The sequence below is a fragment of the Streptomyces sp. NBC_01244 genome, assembly GCF_035987325.1.
Taxonomy (GTDB): Bacteria; Actinomycetota; Actinomycetes; order Streptomycetales; family Streptomycetaceae; genus Streptomyces.
On the sequence record NZ_CP108488.1, the window covers coordinates 2,248,149 to 2,266,841 of the forward strand.

At 73.1% G+C, this 18,693-nt stretch carries 18 protein-coding genes; 6 read left to right on the top strand and 12 right to left on the bottom strand.

The features are described 5' to 3' along the window. The first annotated feature begins 30 nt into the window (after positions 1-30). Positions 31-729 (top strand): gamma-glutamyl-gamma-aminobutyrate hydrolase family protein, encoded by a 699-nt coding sequence (locus OG247_RS09890; protein WP_327251884.1) that lies wholly within the window; start codon positions 31-33, stop codon positions 727-729. Positions 730-1,354: 625 nt separating this feature from the next. On the opposite strand, the gene OG247_RS09895 is transcribed toward OG247_RS09890, so the two are convergent. Further along, positions 1,355-2,296, bottom strand: coding sequence for a LysR family transcriptional regulator (locus OG247_RS09895; RefSeq protein WP_327251885.1), 942 nt, complete (start codon positions 2,294-2,296; stop codon positions 1,355-1,357). 70 nt (positions 2,297-2,366) lie between these two features. Here OG247_RS09895 and OG247_RS09900 point away from each other — a divergent pair, with 70 nt between their 5' ends. Continuing rightward, complete coding sequence (locus tag OG247_RS09900; protein ID WP_327251886.1) at positions 2,367-3,503, top strand: TDT family transporter; 1,137 nt, start codon at positions 2,367-2,369, stop codon at positions 3,501-3,503. Here the strand turns inward: OG247_RS09900 and OG247_RS09905 are convergent. Together OG247_RS09905 and OG247_RS09910 are read right to left on the bottom strand one after the other, a co-directional pair. Further along, positions 3,500-4,219 carry a helical backbone metal receptor gene (locus OG247_RS09905; protein ID WP_327251887.1) on the bottom strand — a complete coding sequence of 240 codons (720 nt, stop codon included), beginning with the start codon at positions 4,217-4,219 and terminating at the stop codon, positions 3,500-3,502. The genes OG247_RS09900 and OG247_RS09905 overlap by 4 nt on opposite strands. Positions 4,220-4,223: 4 nt before the next feature. After that, a complete protein-coding gene (locus OG247_RS09910) occupies positions 4,224-4,877 on the bottom strand; it encodes a helix-turn-helix domain-containing protein (RefSeq protein ID WP_442813245.1) in 654 nt (217 codons plus the stop codon). Positions 4,878-5,063: 186 nt separating this feature from the next. Between OG247_RS09910 and OG247_RS09915 the strand changes: the two genes are divergently transcribed. The 4 genes from OG247_RS09915 to OG247_RS09930 all read left to right on the top strand — a co-directional run bounded on the left by OG247_RS09915 (position 5,064) and on the right by OG247_RS09930 (position 9,903). Further along, positions 5,064-5,969, top strand: a complete 906-nt coding sequence (locus tag OG247_RS09915) for a 5'-3' exonuclease (protein WP_327257404.1) — start codon at positions 5,064-5,066, stop codon at positions 5,967-5,969. A 61-nt stretch (positions 5,970-6,030) separates the two neighbouring features. Then, positions 6,031-6,879 carry a siderophore-interacting protein gene (locus OG247_RS09920; protein ID WP_327251888.1) on the top strand — a complete coding sequence of 283 codons (849 nt, stop codon included), beginning with the start codon at positions 6,031-6,033 and terminating at the stop codon, positions 6,877-6,879. A 477-nt stretch (positions 6,880-7,356) separates the two neighbouring features. Next, entirely contained in the window at positions 7,357-8,913 is a 1,557-nt protein-coding gene (locus OG247_RS09925) for a serine hydrolase (protein WP_327251889.1), read from the top strand. An 18-nt stretch (positions 8,914-8,931) separates the two neighbouring features. Beyond that, on the top strand, positions 8,932-9,903 hold the full coding sequence (locus tag OG247_RS09930; protein WP_327251890.1) for an RluA family pseudouridine synthase: 972 nt from the start codon (positions 8,932-8,934) through the stop codon (positions 9,901-9,903). A gap of 13 nt (positions 9,904-9,916) precedes the next feature. On the opposite strand, the gene OG247_RS09935 is transcribed toward OG247_RS09930, so the two are convergent. The 9 genes from OG247_RS09935 to OG247_RS09975 form a co-directional block, all read right to left on the bottom strand. Next, entirely contained in the window at positions 9,917-10,567 is a 651-nt protein-coding gene (locus OG247_RS09935) for a TetR/AcrR family transcriptional regulator (protein ID WP_327251891.1), read from the bottom strand. Between the two features lie 90 nt (positions 10,568-10,657). Continuing rightward, the gene (locus tag OG247_RS09940; protein WP_327251892.1) at positions 10,658-13,519 is read right to left on the bottom strand and encodes a DEAD/DEAH box helicase; all 2,862 of its coding nucleotides are present in this window, start codon (positions 13,517-13,519) and stop codon (positions 10,658-10,660) included. A 65-nt stretch (positions 13,520-13,584) separates the two neighbouring features. Then, a complete protein-coding gene (locus OG247_RS09945; protein ID WP_327251893.1) occupies positions 13,585-14,511 on the bottom strand; it encodes a diacylglycerol kinase in 927 nt (308 codons plus the stop codon). 37 nt (positions 14,512-14,548) lie between these two features. Beyond that, entirely contained in the window at positions 14,549-15,514 is a 966-nt protein-coding gene (tatC, locus tag OG247_RS09950; RefSeq protein WP_327251894.1) for a twin-arginine translocase subunit TatC, read from the bottom strand. A 61-nt stretch (positions 15,515-15,575) separates the two neighbouring features. Continuing rightward, positions 15,576-15,875, bottom strand: coding sequence for a Sec-independent protein translocase subunit TatA (gene tatA / locus OG247_RS09955; protein ID WP_327251895.1), 300 nt, complete (start codon positions 15,873-15,875; stop codon positions 15,576-15,578). 170 nt (positions 15,876-16,045) lie between these two features. Further along, the gene (locus tag OG247_RS09960) at positions 16,046-16,246 is read right to left on the bottom strand and encodes a hypothetical protein (protein ID WP_327251896.1); all 201 of its coding nucleotides are present in this window, start codon (positions 16,244-16,246) and stop codon (positions 16,046-16,048) included. Positions 16,247-16,272: 26 nt separating this feature from the next. Further along, positions 16,273-16,485 (bottom strand): hypothetical protein, encoded by a 213-nt coding sequence (locus OG247_RS09965; protein WP_327251897.1) that lies wholly within the window; start codon positions 16,483-16,485, stop codon positions 16,273-16,275. A 23-nt stretch (positions 16,486-16,508) separates the two neighbouring features. Then, on the bottom strand, positions 16,509-17,567 hold the full coding sequence (locus tag OG247_RS09970; protein ID WP_327251898.1) for a helix-turn-helix transcriptional regulator: 1,059 nt from the start codon (positions 17,565-17,567) through the stop codon (positions 16,509-16,511). Positions 17,568-17,687: 120 nt separating this feature from the next. Beyond that, a complete protein-coding gene (locus tag OG247_RS09975) occupies positions 17,688-18,650 on the bottom strand; it encodes a helix-turn-helix transcriptional regulator (protein WP_327251899.1) in 963 nt (320 codons plus the stop codon). Positions 18,651-18,693: the final 43 nt, after the last annotated feature.

Genomic DNA, 18,693 nt, shown 5'->3' on the forward strand with positions numbered 1-18,693 from the left:
CACCCACTGCCCCCTCCGGAGGAACCCCCCGTGCCCAGGCCGCTCATCGGCATCACCACCTACGTCGAGCAGTCCACCCGCTACGGGGTGTGGGACGTCCCGACGGCCCTCGTCCCCAGCGGGTACTACCGGCTCGTCCAGGCCTCGGGCGGCACCGCCGTCCTGCTGCCGCCGGACGACCCGGAGGCGGCGGCGGAGGTGCTCCGCCGGGTGGACGGCCTGGTGGTGGCGGGCGGCCCGGACATGGACCCGGTCCAGTACGGAGCTCCGCGCGATCCCCGTACCGGACCGGCGGCGACCGTGCGCGACGCGTGGGAACTCTCCCTGATCCGGGCGGCCCTGGCCTCGGGCATGCCCCTGCTCGGCGTCTGCCGTGGCATGCAGGCGCTGAACGTGGTCCTCGGCGGCACCCTGATCCAGCACATCGACGGCCACGTGGCGGGCCCGGGCGAGATCTCCTGGCACCCGGTCCGCCCGGTCCCCGGCACGCTGTACGCGGCGCTGGTCCCGGAGGAAGCGGAGGTCCCGACCTACCACCACCAGGCCGTGGACCACCTGGGCCGGGGCCTGATCGCCTCCTCCCACGCCACCGACGGCACGGTGGAGTCCATCGAACTCCCCGCCCCCGCCCCCTGGACCCTGGGCGTCCAATGGCACCCGGAACTGGACAAGGACACCCGAATCATGTCAGCCCTGATCGCAGCAGCCTCCACCCGAACCCACCCCTGACCCCGGGCACCCGAGCCCCGAACCTCCCCCACCACCAGGCCCACGCTCCCAGCCCGCCCAGCCCCGCACCCCTCCCAGCCCGCCCGGCGCTTGAGGGCCCTTTCCAGCCGTCCGGCGCTTGAGGACCGGGGTCCGGGGCGGAGCCCCGGGGGTCCGGGCGCAGCCCGACACCCCTCCCAGCCCGCCCGGCGCTTGAGGGCCCTTTCCAGCCGTCCGGCGCTTGAGGACCGGGGTCCGGGGCGGAGCCCCGGGGGTCGGGGCGCAGCCCGGCACCCCTCCAGCCCGTCCGGCGTTTGAGGACCCGGGGTCCGGGCAGCGCCCGGGGAACGGAGGAAGGGCGGGTAGGGGACTTCGCCCAGCAGGGCCACCCACCCGCCGCCCCGTACTCGGGGGTCCGGCCGCGGGGGCCGGGGCGGAGTCGTCCCCTACCCACCCTTCCACCGTTCCCCGGGGCTTCGCCCCGGCCCCCGTGGGCGCAGAGCCCGCGCCAGACCCGCGCCAGACCCGCGCCGGGCCACCTCCGCGCCCGCGCAGCGTCGGCCCCGGGCCGCACCGGGCCCGCACCGGGCCATCCGCACGCCGGCGCGCCACATCAACACCCGGCGAGCGCCGCGTCAGCGCGAGGTCAGCGCCGCGTCAGCGAGAGCAGATCCCGCGCGGGCCCCGCAGGCCGCGCCCCCGCGGGCCACACCGCGCGGAGCTCCCGCTCCAGCCCCGCCCCGAGCACCGGCACGCACACCAGCCGCCGCCCCGCGAGCTCGTCCCCGACCGCCAGTTCCGACAGCACGCACGGCCCGGCCCCGCTCACCGCCGCCGCCTTCACCGCGGTGGTGGAGGCCAGTTCCAGCAGCGGCTCCGCCAGCCCCCCGCACCCGGCCAGCGCCGCGTCCAGGACCTGCCGGGTCCCCGAGCCCCGCTCCCGCAGGATCAGCGGGGTCGCGGCCAGCTCCGCCGGCTCCACCCCGCGCGTGCGCCGGGCCCAGGGGTGCCCGGGGGCCACCGCCACCACGAGGCGGTCCTGCGCGATGACCACCGAGTCCAGTCCCTCCGGCACGCTCAGCCCCTCCACGAAGCCGAGGTCCGCCTCGTGCGCCAGTACCCGCTCCGCCACCACCGCCGAGTTCCCCGCGTGCAGGGACACCGCCGTGTCCGGCCGCTGCCCGCGCAGGGCGATCAGCCAGCCGGGGAGCAGGTACTCCGCGATGGTCATGCTGGCGGCGACCCGCAGCCGGGAGTCGCGGCGGCCCCGCAGCGCCTGCGCGCCCGCGTCGAAGGCCTCGGCCGCCTCCACGACCCGCCGGGCCCAGTCGGTGACCAGCGCACCCTCCGGGGTCAGCGTCGACCCGCGGGGGGAGCGGTCCACGAGCGCGACCCCGAGCCGGGTCTCCATCGCCCGGATGCGGCTGCTGGCGGCGGGCTGGGTGATCCCGAGCCGCCGTGCGGCGGCGCTCAGACTGCCCACGCGCGCGACCGCGAGCAGCAGTTCCATGGCCCCCAGGTCGGGGACCCGGTGCGCCAGGGGAACCTGCCCCTCGACCCACTCCTCATGACCGTACCCATTACCCATAACTTCAGTTTATGCCCTCATAGGAAGAGACCCTCTGCCGTCCGGCCCCGCCCGGCGGGACGCTGGACCCATGGCCACCACCCTCGTACGCCCCGCTCCCACCACCCCCGGGACCCCCGCAGCCGCAGCCGCAGCCCACAAGGCTCCCTCCCTGCGGCACCTCGGCCCCAACTGGTACGCCTCCGTCATGGGCACGGCGATCATCGCCAACGCCGGCGCGACCCTCCCGTACCAGCTCCCCGGCCAGCGCGTGGTCTGCCAGATCTTCTGGGTGCTGGCCGCCACCGCTCTCACGGTCCTGCTGACCGCACGGGCCGGCCACTGGCTCCACCACCGCGACCAGGCCCGCGCCCACCTCCTGGACCCCGCCGTGGCCCCCTTCTACGGCTGTCTCTCGATGGCCCTGCTGGCCGTCGGCGGCGGCACGCTCATCGTCGGCAAGGACCTCATCGGCGTCCCCGCCGCCGTGGCCGTGGACACCGTCCTGTTCACCGCCGGCACCGCGATAGGCCTCCTCGCGGCCGTCGCCGTCCCCTACCTGATGGTGGTCCGCCACAAGGTGGAGGCCCACCAGGCCACCCCCGTCTGGCTGCTCCCCGTGGTCGCCCCCATGGTCTCCGCCGCGCTGGGCCCCCTGCTCATCCCCCACCTGCCCGCCGGCCAGGCCCGCGAGGCCATGCTGCTCGGCTGCTACGCGATGTTCGGCCTCAGCCTGCTCGCCACCCTGCTGCTGCTCCCCCTGATCTTCGGCCGGCTGATCGTCAGCGGCCCCCTCCCCCTGGTCCTCACCCCGACCCTGTTCCTGGTCCTGGGACCCCTGGGCCAGTCGACCACCGCGGTGAACTCCCTCGCGGACATGGCACCCCAGTCGATGGCCGGCCCCTACGCGGGCGCCTTCTCCGCCTTCGCGGTCGTCTACGGGGTCCCCGTGATGGGATTCGCCCTGCTGTGGCTGGCGCTGGCCGCGGCGATGCTGCTGCGGGCCGCCCGGGACGGCATGGGGTTCGCCATGACCTGGTGGGCGCTGACCTTCCCCGTCGGCACCTGCGTCACCGGCGCCGCCGGGCTGGCCCGGCACACCGGCCTCACCGCCTTCTCCTGGCTGGCCGCCGCCCTCTTCGCGGCCCTACTGACCGCCTGGCTCCTGGCCGCCGCGAACACCCTGCGCGGCCTGCGCTCCGGCCGCCTGCTGGCCGCACCCCGCTAGAGCGAGGCCCGCAGGGCCGCGGCCAAGGTCTCCGGGGCCTCGGCGAGCGAGGGCCCGTACCAGGTCAGGTGACGGCCGTCGACGAACGCGGCCGGGATACCGGGGAAGGCCTCGGGCCCGTCCCCGGCGGTGAAGCGGTACGGCTCGTCGGGGAACACCACGAGCTCGCAGCCGGCGGCGGCGAGCTCGGCCGCCGGGATCCTCGGGTACCGCTCCGCATGCCCGGCGTAGGCGTTGCGCACGCCGAGGCGGGCCAGCAGGTCTCCCGCGAAGGTGTCACGGCCCAGCACCATCCAGGGCCGGCGCCAGACCGGCACGAAGGCCGTCCGCGGCTCCCCGGCGGGCTCCACCCGCGCCCACGCAGCCTCCGCGTCCGCGAGCCACCGGGGCCGCTCCAGTCCCATGGCCCCCACCAGCACCCGGTCCAGTTCGCGGAACGCCTGCGGCAGGTCCCGTACCTCGGTGACCAGCACCTCCAGCCCGGCCGCCCGCAGCGCCGCCAGGTCGGGAGCCCGGTTCTCCTCCTCGTTGGCGAGGACCAGATCCGGGCGCAGCTCCGCGATCGCCCGTACGTCGGGGTTCTTCGTCCCCCCGATGCGCGCCGCACCCCCCAGGTCGGCGGGGTGCGTGCACCAGTCGGTCACCCCCACCAGCGCCCCGGGCGCGCTCACGGCCACCGCCTCGGTCAGGGACGGCACCAGCGAAACGACCCTCATCCGGTCAGTGTCCCGGGGAGGGCGGTTCGGAGGTCGCGTGGATGTGTTCGCCGACCGCGACGATCAGGATCCGGGTGTCCTCGGTGACGGCCCGCCAGCGGTGGCGCACCCCGCCGGACAGGAACAGCGCGTCGCCGTTCTCCAGCCGGTACGCCCGCCCCTCGGCCTCCACCTGGCAGGCGCCCGAGACCACGTACATCAGCTCGTCGTTGCGGTGCTGGTACTCGCGGCCCGCGTCCTGGTCCCCGGTGAACTCCAGCGCGTGCAGCTGGTGGTGCCCGCGCACGAGGGGCCGTACGCCCGGGACGGGGGTCAGCGCGGAATCGTCGCCGGCCCGTACGAGGTCCACGGTGCGCGCGGTGTCGGAGGCGGCCAGCAGATCGACGGCCGTGGTCTCCAGCGCGTCGGCGACCCGCTCGAGGGACCGCATGCTGGGCCGGGCCCGCTCGTTCTCTATCTGGCTCAGGAAGGGAACCGACAGTCCGCTGCGCGCGGACACGGCGGCGAGGGTGAGGTGCAGGGCCCGGCGTCTCTTGCGCACGGCCACGCCCACCCTGAGCGGTTCCTTGGAATCCTTGTCCCGGTCCCGCTCCTTGTCGTCCGCGCCGGTCGTCGCTCCGCGTCCGTTCTTCCCGTCGGTGCCGTCCCTGTCGTCCATGGCGGGGCTGCCCTCCCCTTGTTCCGGGTGGTCCGGTCCATCGCACATCGCACATCGGTGTGCTGTAAGCACCTTACGCAGCAACCGGCTCCGGTTTCGCGCTCAAGAGCAGAGGAGGCCGTACCTGCGCCACTTTCCGTTTCCCCTCAGTGCATCATCGTGACCGTGACGACGACACGACGCCTGATGCTCCTGGACACCGCTTCCCTCTACTACCGCGCGTACTTCGGCGTGCCGGACTCCGTGAAGGCCCCCGACGGCACTCCGGTCAACGCCGTCCGCGGCCTGCTCGACTTCATCGGCCGCCTCGTGCAGGACCACCGGCCCGACGACCTGGTCGCCTGCATGGACGCCGACTGGCGGCCCCACTGGCGGGTGGAGCTGATCCCGTCGTACAAGGCCCACCGGGTCGCGCAGGAGACCGAGAGCGGCCCGGACGTCGAGGAGACCCCGGACACCCTGGCCCCGCAGGTCCCGATCATCGAGGCGGCCCTGGACGCCTTCGGCATCGCCCGGGTGGGGGTCGCCGGGTACGAGGCCGACGACGTGATCGGCACCCTGACCGGCCGCGCGACGGGCCCCGTGGACATCGTCACGGGCGACCGGGACCTGTACCAGCTGGTCGACGACGCCAAGCAGCGCCGCGTGCTGTACCCGCTGAAGGGCGTGGGCACCCTCCAGGTCACCGACGAGGCGTGGCTCCGCGAGAAGTACGGGGTCGACGGCCCCGGCTACGCCGATCTGGCGCTGCTGCGCGGGGACCCGAGCGACGGCCTGCCGGGCGTCCCCGGAATCGGCGAGAAGACGGCGGCGAAGCTGCTGGACGCCTACGGGGACCTGGCCGGAATCATCGCCGCCATCGAGGACCCGAAGTCGAAGCTGACACCCACCCAGCGCAAGCGGCTGGACGAATCGAGGCCCTATCTGGCGGTCGCCCCGAAGGTGGTCCAGGTCGCCTCGGACGTTCCGCTTCCGCAGTTCGACCCGGCGCTCCCCGCCGTTCCCGCCCGGCCGGATCTGGTGGCCGCGCTCGCGCACCGGTGGGGCCTGAGTGGTGCCGTTGAACGTCTGGGCAGCGCACTCCGCCACTGAGGTGCTAACTTAGGTAATCCTAAGCTTCACGGAGTCAGGGTCGGAGAGTCAGGGAGACGTCGTGGCAGAAGGACGCGCCCGCAAGGTCGGCACCGCAGTGGTCGTGCGGACCGAGCGGTTGAGTCCGCACATGGTGCGGATCGTGCTGGGCGGTGCGGGGCTGGCCGGATTCAGTGCGGGCAGGTACACGGACCACTACGTGAAACTGCTCTTCGCACCGGCCGGCGTCACCTACACCACCCCCTGGGACCTGGACCGGATCCGGGCGGCCCACCCCCGCGAGGAATGGCCGCGCCAGCGCGCGTACACCGTGCGCGCCTGGGACCCGGTCCGCCTGGAGCTGACCCTCGACTTCGTGGTCCACGGCGACGAGGGACTGGCCGGCCCCTGGGCGGCCCGCGTCCAGCCGGGTGAGCTCGTACGCTTCCTCGGTCCGGGCGGGGCCTACGCCCCGGACCCGGTCGCCGGCTGGCACCTCCTGGTCGGCGACGAGAGCGCCCTGCCGGCGATCGGCGCGGCGATGGAGCGGATGCCCGCCGGGGCGCGGGTCCACGCCCTCGTGGAGGTCCGGGGCCCGGAGGACGAGCAGCGGATCGCCACCCCCGACGGCGTCGTCCCGGTCTGGATCCACCGCGGCTCCCGCCCGATCGGGGAGGCGCTGACCGCGGCCGTCGAGGCCCTGGCCTTCCCCTCCTCCGACGTGCACGCGTTCGTGCACGGCGAGGCCGGCTTCGTCAGATCCCTCCGCCACCACCTGCGCATCGAACGCGGCATCCCGCGCGAGCGCCTGTCCATCTCGGGCTACTGGCGCCTGGGCCAGACCGACGAGGGCTGGCGCGCGATCAAGCGGGACTGGAACGCGGAAGTCGAAGCCGAGCAGGAACGCACCCTGGCCGGCGCCACTTCCTGACCCGCCGGTGGGGGGCGCCCCGGACGGATCCGGGGGCCCGACACCCACCGACCGGCACGAAATCCCCCACAGGAACGTCCGGCGCCGCCCCCGCACGTCCCCGCCCGGACCGGGGTGCGACAACCGGCCCGGACCCGGCACGTCCGTCCCCAACCGGACACCCGCACAGCCCAGGTGCCACAACCGACCCGGACCCGGCACGTCCGTCCCCAACCGGACACCCGCACAGCCCAGGTGCGACAACCGGCCCGGACCCGGCACGTCCCGCCCTGCCCCGGCGCGTCCGCCCTGCCCCGGCGTCCCGCCCTGCCCCGGCACGCAGCCCCCGCCCAGCCCGGACCAGGCCCCGAAGCAGCCGCACCGGGACCCGCGCGGCGGCGACACCCCGCCCCCTCGGATCCCGCGGCCAGCAGACAGCGGCCAGCGGCAACGCGGCCACGCAAGGCAGGATCACCCGTTCGGCGGCACAATGGCCCCATGCGTACGCTCCGCGCATTCACGGCAGCCGGAGCAGCCGCCCTCCTGGCCTCGGTCGGGACCGCGACCGCCGCGCCGACTCCGCCGCCCGCGCCCACCGCCCAGCTCACCGACGCCCAGGTCGACACCGCGGTGCGGCGGCTCGATGCGACGGTCGCCGAGATGATGCGCCGCACCGGGGTCCCGGGGGTCTCCGTCGCCGTCGTCCACGACGACGAGGTGCTCTACCTCAAGGGCTTCGGCCTGCGCCGCGTCGGCGACCCGGCGACGGTGAATCCCGACACCGTCTTCCAGGTCGCCTCGCTCTCCAAGCCGATCTCCTCCACCGTCGTCGCCGGGGTCCTCAAGGCCCCCGCCGACTTCGACCGGCACACCGAACTGCCCGGCTTCGCCCTCAAGGACCCGTGGGTGACCTCCCACGTCACCACCGCCGACCTGTTCTCCCACCGCAGCGGTCTGCCCGACCACGCCGGGGACCTCCTCGAAGACCTCGGCTACGACCAGGCGTACATCCTCGACCACCTGCGCCTGGCGCCCCTGAGCCCCTTCCGCGCGAGCTACGCCTACACCAACTACGGGTTCACCGCCGCCGCCGAGGCGATCGCCCGCTCCCACGGCGCCACCTGGCAGAAGCTCAGCGCCGACACCCTCTTCAAGCCCGCCGGCATGACGCACACCAGCACCGAGTTCCAGGCCTTCGTCGACTCCCCCGACCACGCGGCCACCCACGTCAAGACCGCCGGTCCGAAGGGTGACGGCGCCTGGAGCCCGCGCTACGTCCGCGATCCCGACGCCCAGGCCCCGGCCGGCGGGGTGAGCAGCACGGCCCGCGACATGTCCCGCTGGCTGCGGCTCCAGCTCTCCGGCGGCACCCTCGACGGCAAGCGGATCATCCCGGCCGACACCCTGGCCCGCACCCATCTCCCCGAGATCGTGTCGCAGCCGCCCGCCTCCCCCACCGGCCGCACCGGCTTCTACGGGATGGGCTGGAACGTCGGCTACGACGACGCGGGCCGCCTGCGCCTGAGCCACTCCGGCGCCTTCGAGCTCGGCGCCAACACCAGCGTCACCATGCTCCCGCTGGAGAAGCTCGGCATCGTCGTCCTCACCAACGGCGCCCCCGTCGGCCTCCCCGACGCCGTCGCCGCCGACTTCTTCGACACCGCCGAACACGGGAAGGCCACCACCGACTGGCTGGCCCTGACGGGTGCCCTCTACGCCCAGATCAACGCGGAGGGCCGCTCCGCCACCGACTACGCCCGCCCGCCCACCGGTGCGAAGCCGGCCGGGGAGGACTCCGCGTACACCGGCACCTACGAAAATCCCTACTACGGCAAGGCGACCGTGGCGGCCACGAGCGAGGGCAAGCTGACCCTGTCCCTCGGCCCGGAGCCGATGGTCTTCCCCCTGACCCACTACGACGGGGACACCTTCAGCTACGAGACCGCCGGGGAGAACGCCGTCGGCCGCACCGGGGTGTTCTTCTCCCCCGCCGACCGCACGGTCCGCATCGAGTACCTGGACGCCGACCACCTGGGGACCTTCACCATGCCCTAGCCGCATAGCCTGTACCCGGTGAAGCGCAGATCCCACCTCCCCGACGCGCCCCTGCCCCAGGTCTGTGGCATCGACCCGGTCCGCATGCGGCTGCCCCCCGACCCGGACGGGACCTGGCCGGACCTCGGCTCCTACCTCACGGCACGCTACGAGGGCACGCGCGGCGAGGAGTCCATGGCCCGCCTGCTGCGGGACGGCCGGGTGCTGGGCGTCGGCGGCCGGGTGCTGCGGCCGCAGGACCCGTACGAGCCGGGCGGCTTCCTGTGGTTCCACCGGGACATGCCGCCCGAGCCCGTGGTGCCCTTCCCCATCGGGGTCGTCTACCGCGACGAGCACCTGCTGGTGGCCGACAAACCACACTTCCTGGCCACCACCCCGCGCGGCAGCCACGTCTTCCAGACGGCCCTGGCCCGGCTCCGGGTGGAGCTCGACCTGCCCGCGCTGAGCCCCGCGCACCGGCTGGACCGGATGACGGCCGGGCTGGTGCTGTTCAGCATCCGCCCCGAGGACCGGGGCGCCTACCAGCTGATGTTCCAGGAGCGGCGGATCCGCAAGGAGTACGAGGCGCTCGCGCCCCACGACCCGGCGGTGGAGTTCCCCCGGACCCTGCGCAGCCATATCGAGAAGGTGCGCGGGGTGATGGCGGCGACGGAGGTCGCGGGCGCCGAGCCCAACGCCGAGACCCTGGCCGAACTCCTCGCGGTCCGGGGGGACACCGGTCGCTACCGGCTGACCCCGCACACCGGGCGCACCCACCAGCTGCGGGTGCACATGAACAGCCTGGGCCTGCCGATCCTGGGCGACCCGGTCTATCCGGTGGTCCGCGACCCAGCGCCCGACGACTACCGGCGCCCGCTCCAGCTCCTGGCCCGCACCCTGGAGTTCACCGATCCCGTCACCGGGATCGCGCACCGGATCGAGAGCGGCCGCACCCTGCGGGCCTGGGAGGACCTGCCCGGCTGGGAAGAGGGATCCGAGGACCAGGCCTGAGAACCCGGAGGTCCTAGCGGCCCACGTCCGCGATCCGCAGCGCCGCGTCGGCGGTGGCCTCCGCGAAGGCGGCCACCGGGCGCGCCGGATCGGAGCGGTGGATCAGCATCACGCCTTCGATGAGGCCGAAGACGAGGTCGTTGCGGAGCACCAACCCGGCCTTGTCGCAGGCGAGTTCCGCTCCGGCGTGGGCCTCGTCGAGCAACTCCCGGTAGATGTCCTTGAGTTCCTGGCGCATCCGGCGGAAGCGCGCGAAGCGCGCACCGGAGACCTCGGGCAACAGGTAGAGCGCGCCCAGGTTGTACGGCCCTCCGCACAGCAGCATCACGTCCGAGCGGCACAGCTCCCAGAGCCTGCGGCCCGCGGGCCGGTCCGCTTCCCGGACCAGTCGGCGGGCCAGCTCCAGGGAGGGTGCGACCGTGGACTCCAGGAGTTCGGCGAGGAGTTCCTCCTTGCCGCCGAAGTAGTGGTACATCGTGGCCTGGCGCATTCCGGCCCGTTCGGCCACCGCCCGCGTGGTGGTGGCCGCGTACCCCTTCACCGTGAACAATTCGGCCGCCGCGCAGAGGAGTTCCTCGCGCGGCGGCCGCCCGCTCGCCTGTCTCAGCTGATCGGCGCGTGGCCGACCGACCCGTCTCGGCCCGTCATCCGTTCCACCAGTCATGGCCTGATTTTCCCACAGGACACACCGAAGTGATCATGGCAAGAGGTGAGATCCAGCCATGACCACTTCTGGAGGAACCTACAAGTCCGGCTACCCCACCGAGCTGTAGGCCACCACACCGCGCAGCAGCGCGTCCACCGCCTTGCGGGCGTTGCGGGCCACGGTGCTGCCACCCCCCGAGGAACCGGAGGAGGGAGGCGCGGAGGAGGAGGGCGCCGCGGCGGCCACCTGCCCCAGTACGTCGATGACCTGCTTGCACCAGCGCACGAAGTCACCGGCCGGCATCTCCGCCTCGCGCAGCACCTCGTCCAGGCTCTTGTCGGAAGCCCACTGGTACACCGCCCACGCGAAACCGAGGTCCGGCTCGCGCTGGCCCACGCCCTCCGCCTGGTTGATGCCGTGCTCCTCCTCCAGCGCGTCGAGCCGGCCCCAGATATGGACCATCTCGCCGAGCGCGGCCTTCGCCGCGCCGCCGGGCACCTTCGGCGCGACCGCGTCGTCGGACTGCCGGGCCTCGAAGACCAGCGCCGAGACGCAGGCGGCCAGTTCGGCCGGGCTCAGCCCCTCCCAGACACCGGCCCGCAGGCATTCCGACGCCAGCAGGTCGAGCTCTCCGTAGAGCCGCGCGAGCCGCCGCCCGTGCGGGGTCACCTCGTCCTCGCGCAGGTAGTCCAGGTCCGTCAGCAGCGCGTGGATCCGGTCGAAGGTACGGGCGATGGTGTTCGTCCGGCCTTCGATGCGCTGCTCCAGCTGCCGCGTGTCCCGCTGGAGCCGGTGGTGGCGCTCCGCCCAACGGGCGTGGTCCTCGCGCTCGTCACAGCCGTGGCACGGGTGCGCCCGCAGTGCGGTGCGCAGCCGCGTGATCTCCCGGTCGTCGGCCGCGGCCGCCCGCCCGCGCGCATGCCGTTCCACGGTGAGGTGCCCGGCCTTGGTCCGCAGCTGCGACGCCAGGTCCCGACGGGACTGCGGGGAGCGCGCGTTGAACGTCTTGGGGATCCGCATCCGCTCGATGGCCTCGACGGGGACGGGGAAGTCGATCCCGGCGAGCCGCTTGACCTGCCGCTCCACGGTGAGCACCAGCGGGCGCGGGCCCTCCGTGTACTCGTGCCCGCGGTGCCCGTTGGACCGCCCGGCCGGGACCCCCGGGTCCAGCACCAGGGCCAGACCGGCGAACTTGCCCGTCGGCACGTGGATGATGTCGCCCGGCTTGAGCTTCTCCAGCGACGCGGCCGCCTGGGCCCGCCGCTGCGCCGCACCCTGCTTGGCCAGGTCGTTCTCGCGGTCCTTGAGGTCGCGGCGCAGCCGCGCGTACTCCTCGAAGTCACCGAGGTGGCAGGTCATGCCCTCCCGGTAGCCGTCCAGGCCCTCCTCGTTGCGCTGCACCTGCCGGGAGATCCCGACGACCGAGCGGTCGGCCTGGAACTGCGCGAAAGAGGTCTCCAGCAGCTCGCGCGAGCGGTGCCGCCCGAACTGCTGGACCAGGTTGACGGCCATGTTGTACGAGGGCTTGAAGCTGGAGCGCAGCGGATACGTACGGGTACCCGCGAGCCCGGCCAGGCCCGCCGGGTCCATGCCCCGCTGCCACAGCACCACCGCATGGCCCTCGACGTCGATGCCGCGACGCCCGGCCCGGCCCGTGAGCTGCGTGTACTCGCCGGGGGTGATGTCGGCGTGCTGTTCGCCGTTCCACTTGACGAGCTTCTCCAGGATGACCGTGCGCGCCGGCATGTTGATGCCCAGCGCCAGGGTCTCGGTGGCGAACACCGCCTTCACCAGGCCCCGTACGAACAGTTCCTCGACGACCTCCTTGAAGGTGGGCAGCATGCCCGCGTGGTGCGCGGCGATGCCCCGCTCCAGGCCTTCGAGCCATTCGTAGTACCCCAGGACGTGCAGGTCCTCGGTGGGGATGGAGGCGGTCCGCTCCTCGACGATCTCGCGCACCTTCAGGCGCGCGGTGTCGTCGTTGAGCCGCAGCCCCGCGTACAGGCACTGCTGGACGGCGGCCTCGCAGCCGGCCCGGCTGAAGATGAAGTTGATGGCGGGCAGCAGCCCGTCGCCGTCCAGCCGGGCGATGACCTCGGGGCGCGAGGGGGTCCAGATCCGGCCGCGGGAGCGCCGCTCGCGCTCGCGGTCGGCCTCGCGGACCATCTTTCCGCGCCGCCGGTCCTTCGGGTTGTACCGGCTGCTGTTCTCCTCGCGCGCCATCCGCAGCAGATCGGGGTTGACCTCGCGGCGCGCGGAGCCGCGGCCGCCGTGGTCGGACCCCTCCTCGAAGAGGTCGTAGATCCGCCGGCCGGCCATGACGTGCTGCCACAGCGGCACGGGCCGCTCCTCGGAGACGATCACCTGCGTGTCGCCGCGCACGGTGTCGAGCCAGTCGCCGAACTCCTCGGCGTTGGAGACGGTGGCGGAGAGCGAGACCAGGGTCACCGACTCGGGGAGGTGGATGATCACTTCCTCCCAGACGGCTCCGCGGAACCGGTCGGAGAGGTAGTGCACCTCGTCCATCACCACGTAGCCCAGACCGATGAGCGCTTGCGAGCCCGCGTACAGCATGTTGCGGAGCACCTCGGTGGTCATGACGACCACCGGAGCATCGGAGTTGACGCTGTTGTCGCCGGTGAGCAGGCCGACCTTGTCGGCGCCGTAGCGCTTGGCGAGGTCGGCGTACTTCTGGTTCGACAGGGCCTTGATGGGCGTGGTGTAGAAGCACTTGCGGCCCTGCGCCAGCGCCAGGTGCACGGCGAACTCGCCGACGATCGTCTTGCCCGAGCCGGTCGGGGCGGCGACGAGGACGCCCTTGCCGGCCTCCAGTGCCTTGCAGGCCTCGATCTGGTAAGGATCCAGGTCGAATTCGTACATCTCGCGGAAGGGCGCCAGGGCCGTGGCCTCTTCGGCGGCGCGGATCCGGGCAGCGGCGTACCGCTCGGCGGGAGAAAGTTCTTCGGTCATCTTGTTCTCGAGCCTACCCGCCGCCCCTGACAACAGTCGCGATCTTTTGCGCGGGCCCGGACGTCCTACGCCAGGAGCCGCAGGGCCCCCGGGACGCAGCGCGCGCTCACCGGCAGCGGACCGAGCGGCTCGCCGTCCGCGTACGCCGTGATGCCGGCCGCCTCCAGGGTCACCTTCGCGGCGCGGTGGACGGTGACCTTCGGATGGTCGAGGTGGGTGCCCCTGTAGACCCGCGGGAAGACCTTCAGCAGGGTGGTGCGGCTGCAGTCGCCGACGACGGTGACGTCGAACAGCCCGTCGTCGGGGACCGCGTCCGCGCAGATGCGCATCCCGCCGCCGTAGGAGGAGCCGTTGCCGACGGCCACCAGCGTGGCCTCGGTCTCCAGGACCGGCCCGCCGTCCAGGGTGATCCGGTAGGGGAAGGGCCGGAAGGCGGCCAGTTCCAGAGCCATCGCCAGGTCGTACTTGAACCGGCCCACCGGCAGCCGCATCCGGTTGCCCCGGTCGTTGACCCGCGAGTCGAAGCCGGAGCACAGCACGGTCCCGTACCAGGTGCCACCGGCACCGTCCGCGGCGCCGTCCCCGGCGCCGTCCTCGCCCACCCGGCCGAGGTCGATCTCGCGGACCCGGCCCTCCTTGAGCGCCTCGGCGGCCAGCCGGCCCGCCCGCGCGGGTTCCCGTACGGGCAGTCCCATCGCACGCGCGAAATCGTTCCCGGTGCCCACCGCGACCACCCCGAGCGGCACCAGGGTGCCCGCGAGCGCCTGCAGCGCGAGGGAGACCATCCCGTCGCCACCGACCGCGATCACCGCCCCGGTGCCCTCGCGCACCGCGGTGCGCAGCCGGGCCAGGGCGTCGGGGGCATCGCCGCCGACGACGGTCCGCACCGAGAAACCGGCCTCGCGAAGCGCGGAAGCGGCCGGCTGCGCGGCGTGCGCGGCCCGGCCGCTTCCGGCGGTGGGATTGACGAAGAGGGTGATCTCAGCACTCACCCGCGGGAATGTACCCGCCGATGCGGACCCGCGTCGATCAGGTGGCGTCGTCGTAGCCGTTGATCCGCTGGCGTCCGCCGTCGGCCTGCTCGGGCAGGGCGCCCGGGGCCGCCACGGCCTCGACCGCGCCCACCTCCGCCGGGGTCAGGTCCACCGCGGAGGCCTCGTCGTCGTCCAGGCCCGCGTCGGGGTTGTTCCGTGCGCGCCTGCGGTCGTTGAGGTAACAGACCAGGAGGGCGATGAAGTACAGGGCGACGATCGGCGCGGCCAGCGCCAGCATCGTCAGCGGGTCACCGGTGGGGGTCGCGAAGGCCGCGAAGAGGGTGATGCCCAGCACCATGGCCCGCCACCAGCTCGCGAGCCGCTTCGCGGTCAGCACCCCCGTGACGTTGAGCAGGATCAGCAGCAGCGGCAGCTCGAAGGCCAGGCCGAAGACCACGATCATGCGTGTGACCAGGTCGAGGTAGTCGTCGACCGGCAGCAGGTTGCTCGCGTTCTCGGGGGTGAACTCCAGCAGGATCACGGCGGTCTGCGGCAGGACGTTGTACGCGAGGACCGCGCCGGCGCCGAACAGCGGCGCACCGACCGCGACGAAGGCCACGGCGTACTTCTTCTCGTGGTTGTGCAGACCCGGGGCCACGAAGGCCCACAGCTGGTAGAGCCACACCGGCGCGGAGAGCACGACACCGGCGGTGAGGGAGACCTTCAGGGCGATGGAGAACGGAGCGATGAGACCGTTGACCGTCATGGCGGCGCAGGGCTTCCCGTTGCGCTGCTCGATCACGCCGTTGGTGCAGCCGACGGAGTCCAGGATCGGCTTCATCATGAAGTCGATGAGGTCCTTGTAGAAGAACGCGGCCACGATCGTGATCACGAGGATCCCAAGGACTGCCTTCAGCAGCCGGTTTCTCAGCTCACGCAGGTGCTCGACAAGAGGCATCCGCCCTTCGGCGTCCTTTGCCTTCTGGTCCTGCTTCTCCTGCTTGCGGGCAGACTTGAGCAACCCACGTCCCTTGTCTCGTTGCAGTTGACTGGTGCGACCGCGACCGGCGAACCGGCCGCCGTCAGCCCTGCGTGGTGTGGTTGGGCTCGTTCACGGGGCGGGCGCTGGTCACGTCACCGGGCGAGGCCTGGATCGTGCGCGGAGCCGTGGTCTGCTGCTGGGGTGCCGGGTCGGCGACGGAAGCGGCGGTGGTGGCGTCCTCCGCCTCCCCCTCCTTCTTCATCGCCTTCGCCTCGCTCTTGAGGATGCGGGCGGACTTGCCGAGCGAGCGGGCCATGTCGGGAAGCTTCTTGGCACCGAACAGCAGGAAGATCACGGCGACGATCAGGAGGATTTCGAGGGGCTTCAGGTTGCCGATCATGTGTGTCTTCCTTCTCACCGAAACGGCTGCTTGTGGTAGTCGAGACGGCCCTGACCGAGATCGGTAAGCCGTTCTGACATGGATCGTAACCCCCGGGGGTTAACGCCAGGCAATCCCCTGGGGCATCGCCGCTTGCGTGGTCCGACAGTACGACGGTTGCCCGACGATGGCTATGGCCGCACGGAGCGCCCGGCCCTGGCCAGGCCCGTCGCGGCCCGCTCCAGCTCCGCGGAGGCGTCCGCGATCCGGCGCCCGGCGTCCTCGACCTGGACGGAGAGCCTGCGCACCTCCACGAAGACCCGCACGGCGAGCACGGCGAGGACGGCGACCCCGAGGAAGCCCAGAGCGATTGCGAGCATCGGCCACAGCATGCGACGAGCGTAGGCCACCGCCCGGCTCACACGCTGCGCAGGGTGCTCACGCCGCCACCGGTCAGCAGTTCCACGATGCGCTCACCGGCCGGTTTGCGTACCGGAGCGTCGCACTCGGGACAGGTGAAGGAGTAGAAGGTCGTACGCCGGCTGCCGCCGATGGCCAGACGCAGGGAGCCCGCGTCCAGCTCGAAGCGGGCCCGGCAGTCGGGGCAGGACGCCTTGAACGCGACCGACATCGCGCGGATCCCCCCTCGGCCCCTCAGCCCTGTTCCCCGGCCGTGCCGCTCTCGACCGCCACGCCCTCGACCGCCGCGCCCCCTGCCGCCGCGCCCCCTGCCGGCAGGTCCTCGGCCGCGCTGCCCTCGTACGCGGCGAGCGCCTCCCGCGCCGCCCGGCGCGCGCTGTCCGCCAGCTCCACGGGGGCCACGATCCGCCCCTCACGGCCCAGCCGCAGCGCGAGGCGCCGCAGCGAGCCCGGGTCGGGGGTGCGCAAGGTGATCCGCAGGCCGCCCTCGGGCAGCTCCTCGGCACTGTCGTGCGGGTAGTACTCGGCGACCCAGCGCCCGCCGGGACCGACCTCGACCACGACCTCCGGGTCCTCGGCGGCCGGCTGGACCAGCCCCTCGGAGAGGTCACGGGGCTCGATGACCGGCGGATCGGCCCGCTCGTCGAGCAGCCGGATCTCGGCCACCCGGTCCAGACGGAAGGTGCGCCGGGCCTCGGAGAGGTGGCACCACCCCTCCATGTAGGTGTGCCCGACGGCGAACAGCCGGATCGGGTCGACCTTGCGTTCGGTGAGCTCGTCGCGCGCCGGCGAGTAGTAGCGCAGCCACAGCCGGCGCCGCTCCGCGATGGCCCGGTCCACGTCGGCGAAGACCCCGCCCTCGGACTCGAAGGTCACCGAGAGCCGGGAACTGGCCCCGGCCACCTCGCCCGCGGCCGCCTCCAGCTTGGCGGTGGCCCGCAGCAGGGCCTGGCGGTCCCCCTCGCGCAGCCCCGGCAGCGTGGCCACGGCGCGGGCCGCCACCAGCAGCGCCGTCGCCTCGTCGGCGGCCAGCCGCAGCGGCTCGGCGGTCGACTCCCCCGAAGCGTCGGGGTTGCGCCACCAGATGCGCTCCCCGTCGGTGTCGATGTCGAGCAGGTCACCGCCCCGGAAGCTGGTCCCGCACATGGGCAGCACGTCGAGGTCCGAAATCAGCTCGTCCTCGGTGATCCCGAAGGCCCGGGCCACGTCCGCGACGTGCGCACCCGGGCGCTCGCGCAGGTAGGTCACCAGGGACAGCATCCGGCGCGTCTGATCGATGGCGTTGGCAGCCATGCTGGTACGTCTCCCCCTCAGGGCGTTGCTCAATGATCTTGCCCGGTCCACCCGGTCCACCCGGTCCGCCCGCTCCCGCGCGGCTCCGCTCGGCCCGCGCGGTCCGCCGACGGGCCGGCCCTAGCCCTTGGCCACGGCCCGCAGCCGGTCCACCACGCCGGCCCGCAGGTCTGCCGGCTCCAGCACCACGACATCGGGGCCGAACTCCACCAGCCAGGCGTCCAGCCCGTGCCCGTACGGAATCTCCAGCTCGTCCCAGCCCTCGCCGCCGGCCCCCTCGCGCACCGCCGTGGCCTTGGCCCGCAGCGGATAGCCCGCCCCCGCACGCAGCCGGATCAGCGCGGAGCGCTCCGCGCTCTCCCCGGCCCAGCTCGCCACGGTCTCCCGTACGGTCACCACGTCCGGGACCTCGGCGGTGTACTTGGCGGCGCGCGAGCGGACCTTGCCCGTGATCCGGGAGAGCCGGAACACGCGCTCCGCCCCGCGGTCGCGGTCGAAGCCCGCCAGGTACCAGTGGCCGCGCCAGCACTCCAGGGCCCACGGCTCGACCTGGCGCGTCTCGGGACGTGCCGCGGTCGACTTGCGGTAGTCGAAGACGACCGGGCGGCGGTCACGGCAAGCCAGCATCAGCGGCTCGAAGGCCGCCTCGTGCACCGGGATCCGCGGTTCGATGGCACTGTGCTGGCCCTCGTACGGATCCGAGGCCTCCGGCATGCCGCCGGCGCGCAGCTTCTGCAGGGCGCCACTGGCCGCCCCGGCGAGCCGGGCCTGCTGCCAGACCTTGGCCGCGAGCCCCAGGGCCGCGGCCTCCTCGGCGTCCAGCGCCACGGGCGGCAGCCGGTTGGAATCACGGCGGGCCAGATACCCGGTGTCGCCCTCCAGGTTCTCGACGGTCTCGATGACCAGCCCGAGCTCCCGCAGATCGTCCTTGTCCCGCTCGAACATGCGGTTGAAGGACTCGTCGTTCCCGGCTTCCATGTAGGCCTCGATGGAGCCGCGCAGTTCCCGCTTGCTGAGCGGCCGGCGCGTCCCCAGCAGACACAGCGCCAGATTCATCAGCCGCTCGGCCTTGGCAATCGCCATCGACGCCCATCCGCCCTTCCAGACCTTCGAGTCGTGTCCCCGG

Coding starts and splice junctions, on each gene's coding strand:
- OG247_RS09895 (WP_327251885.1), bottom strand. CDS start 2,296: ATGGGTAATGGGTACGGTCATGAGGAGTGGGTCGAGGGGCAGGTTCCC.
- OG247_RS09900 (WP_327251886.1), top strand. CDS start 2,367: ATGGCCACCACCCTCGTACGCCCCGCTCCCACCACCCCCGGGACCCCC.
- OG247_RS09905 (WP_327251887.1), bottom strand. CDS start 4,219: ATGAGGGTCGTTTCGCTGGTGCCGTCCCTGACCGAGGCGGTGGCCGTG.
- OG247_RS09910 (WP_442813245.1), bottom strand. CDS start 4,877: ATGGACGACAGGGACGGCACCGACGGGAAGAACGGACGCGGAGCGACG.
- OG247_RS09915 (WP_327257404.1), top strand. CDS start 5,064: ATGCTCCTGGACACCGCTTCCCTCTACTACCGCGCGTACTTCGGCGTG.
- OG247_RS09925 (WP_327251889.1), top strand. CDS start 7,357: ATGCGTACGCTCCGCGCATTCACGGCAGCCGGAGCAGCCGCCCTCCTG.
- OG247_RS09935 (WP_327251891.1), bottom strand. CDS start 10,567: ATGACTGGTGGAACGGATGACGGGCCGAGACGGGTCGGTCGGCCACGC.
- OG247_RS09940 (WP_327251892.1), bottom strand. CDS start 13,519: ATGACCGAAGAACTTTCTCCCGCCGAGCGGTACGCCGCTGCCCGGATC.
- tatA (WP_327251895.1), bottom strand. CDS start 15,875: ATGATCGGCAACCTGAAGCCCCTCGAAATCCTCCTGATCGTCGCCGTG.
- OG247_RS09960 (WP_327251896.1), bottom strand. CDS start 16,246: ATGCTGTGGCCGATGCTCGCAATCGCTCTGGGCTTCCTCGGGGTCGCC.
- OG247_RS09965 (WP_327251897.1), bottom strand. CDS start 16,485: ATGTCGGTCGCGTTCAAGGCGTCCTGCCCCGACTGCCGGGCCCGCTTC.
- OG247_RS09970 (WP_327251898.1), bottom strand. CDS start 17,567: ATGGCTGCCAACGCCATCGATCAGACGCGCCGGATGCTGTCCCTGGTG.
- OG247_RS09975 (WP_327251899.1), bottom strand. CDS start 18,650: ATGGCGATTGCCAAGGCCGAGCGGCTGATGAATCTGGCGCTGTGTCTG.